Raw genomic sequence first — 4,669 nt, forward strand, 5'->3', positions numbered from 1 at the left:
CTGTAAAAGGGATATTAACCTTTTCTGCTACGCGTTTAACCAAATTGGCAAGAGTCTTTCGCCTTTCCTCGGTTGCAGATATATCAAGAAAAACCAATTCATCTGCACCTTCATTTGCATATATTTCTGCAAGTTCTACGGGGTCTCCGGCATCTCGTAAATCAACAAAATTAACGCCTTTTACCGTACGGCCATCTTTTATATCCAAACAGGGAATTATTCTTTTGGTAAGCATTCTATAATTGATTTTTAATATTCAAGTCCCTGCCGTCAAAAAACCCTAAATCATTGTTGGTCAAAAGTTTTGTCCAAAAAGCAATTTGACCTGTATGATAGGAATAATGTTCAACGACATGAATTACAATTCCTATACCTGAGAGATTAAACCCCTGAACTTTGCGCTTTCTAATTAATTGTCTTTCATTACATTCATTTAGTACGAGCCTGGCTTTTTTAACTGTATCTTCCAGTTTTTGTATAAGTTGAATTTTAGTAAAACCACCGGTCATTGAGACTTCTTCATCTCTATTTCTCCAATCTTCTTTTTCTCCTAAAGATGCAATAATATATTGGGTCATATTGCCACAAATATGTACTATTTGGTTACCCACACTATTGGACGACTCATTTGGTTTTTTCCAGACATCTGATTCTGAAATAGCATCAAGACTAATTTTAATCATTCGGGTACCCTAATCTAATCTGTATATAGAATTTTCCAAAAATTCTGACACCCATTTATCTTTAATATTGGTCATTCGGATAATATAAATTGTTCCAATTGCTCTAAACTAATCTTATTCTCATAGATGGCTTTACCAAGAATAGCACCTTCGCAACCAATTTCCTGCAATGCGGGTAAGTCATCAAAATGCGATATTCCTCCACTGGCAATAAGATTTATACCCGAAATTTTCACATCTTCCACACCACTCCTGCTCACCACCGTCTTATTAATCTTTGTTTCTTCAAGAAGTCGCCTGTATAATTCTATTGCCGGCCCTGACAACATCCCGTCCTTTTCAATATCCGTGCAAATGATATATCGGATCCCTTTCTTATGGTAATCCTTAACAAATGGAATCAATTTCTTATCGGATTCTTCCTGCCATCCCGCAATTGCAATTCGTTCGTCTTTAACATCAGCTCCCAGGATAATTCGTTCAGATCCATAGCTTTCGATCCATCCCAGAAAAGTATCACGGTCATTTACTGCGATGCTACCTCCGGTTATTTGACCGGCTCCGCAATCAAAGGCAATTTTTAAATCTTCATTTGTCTTCAGCCCTCCCCCAAAATCAATTTTTAAATTTGTTTTAGTAGCAATAGTTTCTAACACCTTATAATTTACAATATGTTTTGCTTTTGCACCATCGAGGTCTACAAGGTGAATATATTGAATTCCGTGGGCTTCAAATTTGAGTGCAACTTCCAGCGGACTTTCGCTGTAAACTTTTTTGGTAGCATAATCTCCCTGTGAGAGTCTAACACATTTACCTTCTATAATATCTATTGCCGGGATTAATCTCATTTATCGTATTTTTTGCATCCATGTTTCCGGTTCCGAAATTTTGTGAAACCCATATTTACTATAAAAACCATGGGCATCATTTGTTCTTAAACCCATCCCATTTACTTCCTGAATACTGGGCAAATTCATAATATAATCCATCAAAAACCTACCCACTCCCTTGCTCTTGTATTCATCAATAACAAAGACGTCCATTAACCATGCGAATACAACATAATCTGTAACAAGCCGCGCAAAAGCAATTTGTCTTTTGCCGTCAAATACGGCAAAGCATATAGCGTTCTCCATAGATGTTATAACTTCTTCTTTGTTTCGTCCTTTGGCCCAGTATGATTGCTTTGAAAGATAATTATGGACCAAAGCAATATCCATTTCACGAATATCTGTACTGATTCTCAATTCTTTCATTTCTCACTATAATGCCAAAAAGTTTTTTAAAATGCGCGCTCCAACTTTACTGCTTTTTTCAGGGTGAAACTGAACCCCATAAAAGTTGTCTTTCTGTAAAGCACTACTATAAGCCAGTTCATAATCTGTAACCGCTATCGTCTCTTCACAAATTGGGGCATAATAACTGTGAACCAGATAGATATGATCTTTTTCAATTACATCCTTAAATAAAGCTGATTTAAGATTAGTAATTTGATTCCATCCAATTTGCGGAACTTTAACGCTATTGGTAAATCTGACAACGTCGGTATCAAAAATACCCAAACCCTTTGTATTTCCTTCTTCAGAAGTATGACACATTAACTGCATCCCCAGGCAAATTCCTAAAACAGGCTGTTTCAATTCCGGAATTATTTTGTCTAAACCACTTGCCTTCAATTTATTCATAGCACTACTTGCTTCCCCAACACCCGGAAATATAACGCGGTCAGCGGCCTTTATCTCTTCAGCCTTATCACTTAATACAGCCTCATAACCAAGACGTTTGAAAGCAAACTTTATACTTTGGATATTCCCTGCACCATAATTTACTATAACCAATTTCATGTACTTCAATACTATGCGATTATCTGTTTCGCTGATCTATTCGATTTTTCTAGAGCAATCCCTTTGTTGTTGGTAATAACATCTTATCCACATCTCGCTTTACAGCCATCTTGATTGCTTTGGCAAATGCTTTAAAAATGGCTTCAATCTTATGATGTTCGTTGGTTCCTTCTGCTTTTATATTCAAATTGGCTTTTGCTCCATCCGAAAAAGATTTAAAGAAATGATAAAACATTTCCGTAGGCATCTTACCAATCATTTCTCGCTTAAAATCAGCCTCCCAGACCAACCAGCTACGCCCTCCAAAATCCAGAGCTACCTGTGCAAGACAATCATCCATTGGAAGGCAAAAACCATAACGCTCCAATCCTAACTTATTACCCAAAGCTTGATGGAAGACTTCACCCAGGGCAATCCCTGTATCCTCTATAGTATGGTGTTCATCTACTTCTAAATCGCCCTTTACACTGATATCCAGGTCCATCTGACCATGCCGGGCAAGTTGGTCCAACATATGATCAAAGAATGAAATCCCTGTGGAAATATTGCCTATCCCCGTTCCGTCAAGATTGAGTTTAATACGAATATCAGTTTCTTTAGTTTTTCTAGAAATTTCAGCGACTCTGTTTTCAAGTTTTAAGAAATTATAAATAGCCTTCCAATCTTCCGTTTCCAAGACAATTGTTTCCTTTAACTCGGCTTCTTCAACTGTTATCTCATTTGTGCCCAAATATGTATTTGTATTTATATAAATACCTTTAGATCCCAAATTTTTCGCCAATTCCATATCGGTTAACCGATCACCAATTACAAAAGAGTTTAGCAAGTCATATTCTTTGGAGAAATACTTCTTCAGCATTCCAGTACCAGGTTTTCGGGTATCTGCATTTTCATGTGGAAAGGTTCTGTCTATGTAGATTTCTGCAAAGACTACCCCCTGACCCTCAAAACACTTAAGAATGAAATTATGAGCTGGCCAAAATGTATTTTCAGGGAATGTCTCGGATCCAAGACCATCCTGATTAGTCACCATGACTAATTCAAAATCTAATTCCACAGCTATACTGCTCAAATGGCTAAGAACGCCAGGATAAAATACTATTTTTTCTAAGCTATCTGTTTGTTCGTCTGGCGGTTCTACAATAAGTGTACCGTCGCGATCAATGAATAAGACCTTTTTCTTGGTGGGCTGTAGTTCCATTACAAGGAGTTTAATATTTTTAACAATGTTTCGTTTTCTTTCGGAGTACCTATTGTAAACCTTAGTGTATTATCGCAAAGAGGTTGTGTTGATCTGTTTCTAACCACCACCCCTGATTCTAATATTTCCTTATATCTTTTATCAGCATCATCTACCTTTACCAATATGAAATTGGCATCCGTAGGATATATTTTATTTATATAATTAATTTCAGCTAACTGTCTTACCATTCGATCTCTTTCCGCCAAAATTTCAGTAATCTGTTCTTCTACCAAAGCAGTATTTTGAATCATCTGCAATGCCTTTCGCTGAGTAAGTTCATTTACATTATATGGGGGTTTTATTCGATTCAAGATAGTAATTATATCTTCAGACGCATAGCATACTCCTAAGCGTAAACCCGCCATTCCATAGGCTTTGGAAAATGTCCTGGTTACAATAAGATTAGGAAACTGGTCAAATCTATTTAGCCAACTACTCTTGGTCGCAAAATCAATATATGCCTCATCAATGACTATCAAACCTTGAAAATTATTCAGCAGATATTCTATATGTATTCCGGAAAAACTATTCCCGGTAGGGTTATTAGGAGAACAAAGGAAGATAACTTTGGTGTTCGAGTTTTTAGACTCCAATATTTTATCCACATCAAGCTCAAAACTTTCAGTTAACAGAACCTCCCTGTTCTCTATCGCATTAATACCCGCCAGAACTTTATACATTCCGTAGGTAGGTGGCATTGTAATGATATTATCTGTATGTGGCTCACAAAATGCCCGGAAAATTAGATCCAATACTTCGTCACTTCCATTACCAAGAAGAATATTAGCCGGGCATAAAGTAAACGTTTTAGCCAAAAGAGTTTTAAGCTCACGTTGTTGCGGATCGGGATAGCGATTAATTCCATTAGAATACGGGCTCTCATTGGCATCTATAAATAC

General features: G+C 36.9%; 7 protein-coding genes. All 7 read right to left on the bottom strand.

Going from position 1 to position 4,669, the window contains the following annotated elements; genetic code table 11:
- The coding region (locus tag WBN20_RS17155; protein ID WP_424282571.1) for a HisA/HisF-related TIM barrel protein at positions 1 to 235 on the bottom strand (235 nt) is incomplete at its 3' end.
- A gap of 1 nt (position 236) precedes the next feature.
- On the bottom strand, positions 237 to 683 hold the full coding sequence (locus tag WBN20_RS17160) for a DinB family protein (protein ID WP_424282572.1): 447 nt from the start codon (positions 681 to 683) through the stop codon (positions 237 to 239).
- Positions 684 to 754: 71 nt separating this feature from the next.
- The gene (locus WBN20_RS17165) at positions 755 to 1,531 is read right to left on the bottom strand and encodes a HisA/HisF-related TIM barrel protein (RefSeq protein WP_424282573.1); all 777 of its coding nucleotides are present in this window, start codon (positions 1,529 to 1,531) and stop codon (positions 755 to 757) included.
- On the bottom strand, positions 1,532 to 1,939 hold the full coding sequence (locus WBN20_RS17170; protein WP_424275273.1) for a GNAT family N-acetyltransferase: 408 nt from the start codon (positions 1,937 to 1,939) through the stop codon (positions 1,532 to 1,534).
- Positions 1,940 to 1,945: 6 nt separating this feature from the next.
- Complete coding sequence (gene hisH / locus WBN20_RS17175) at positions 1,946 to 2,527, bottom strand: imidazole glycerol phosphate synthase subunit HisH (RefSeq protein ID WP_424282574.1); 582 nt, start codon at positions 2,525 to 2,527, stop codon at positions 1,946 to 1,948.
- A 49-nt stretch (positions 2,528 to 2,576) separates the two neighbouring features.
- The gene (hisB, locus tag WBN20_RS17180) at positions 2,577 to 3,728 is read right to left on the bottom strand and encodes a bifunctional histidinol-phosphatase/imidazoleglycerol-phosphate dehydratase HisB (protein WP_424282575.1); all 1,152 of its coding nucleotides are present in this window, start codon (positions 3,726 to 3,728) and stop codon (positions 2,577 to 2,579) included.
- Positions 3,728 to 4,669: histidinol-phosphate transaminase (hisC, locus tag WBN20_RS17185; protein WP_424282576.1), on the bottom strand; the 942-nt coding region annotated here is incomplete at its 5' end. The genes hisB and hisC, both read right to left, overlap by 1 nt.

This window comes from Eudoraea sp., from assembly GCF_049665975.1.
GTDB lineage: Bacteria > Bacteroidota > Bacteroidia > Flavobacteriales > Flavobacteriaceae > Eudoraea.

Excerpts from the sequence above, each read along its gene's own strand:
- WBN20_RS17160 (WP_424282572.1), bottom strand. The coding sequence starts at position 683 with ATGATTAAAATTAGTCTTGATGCTATTTCAGAATCAGATGTCTGGAAA.
- WBN20_RS17165 (WP_424282573.1), bottom strand. The coding sequence starts at position 1,531 with ATGAGATTAATCCCGGCAATAGATATTATAGAAGGTAAATGTGTTAGA.
- WBN20_RS17170 (WP_424275273.1), bottom strand. The coding sequence starts at position 1,939 with ATGAAAGAATTGAGAATCAGTACAGATATTCGTGAAATGGATATTGCT.
- hisH (WP_424282574.1), bottom strand. The coding sequence starts at position 2,527 with ATGAAATTGGTTATAGTAAATTATGGTGCAGGGAATATCCAAAGTATA.
- hisB (WP_424282575.1), bottom strand. The coding sequence starts at position 3,728 with ATGGAACTACAGCCCACCAAGAAAAAGGTCTTATTCATTGATCGCGAC.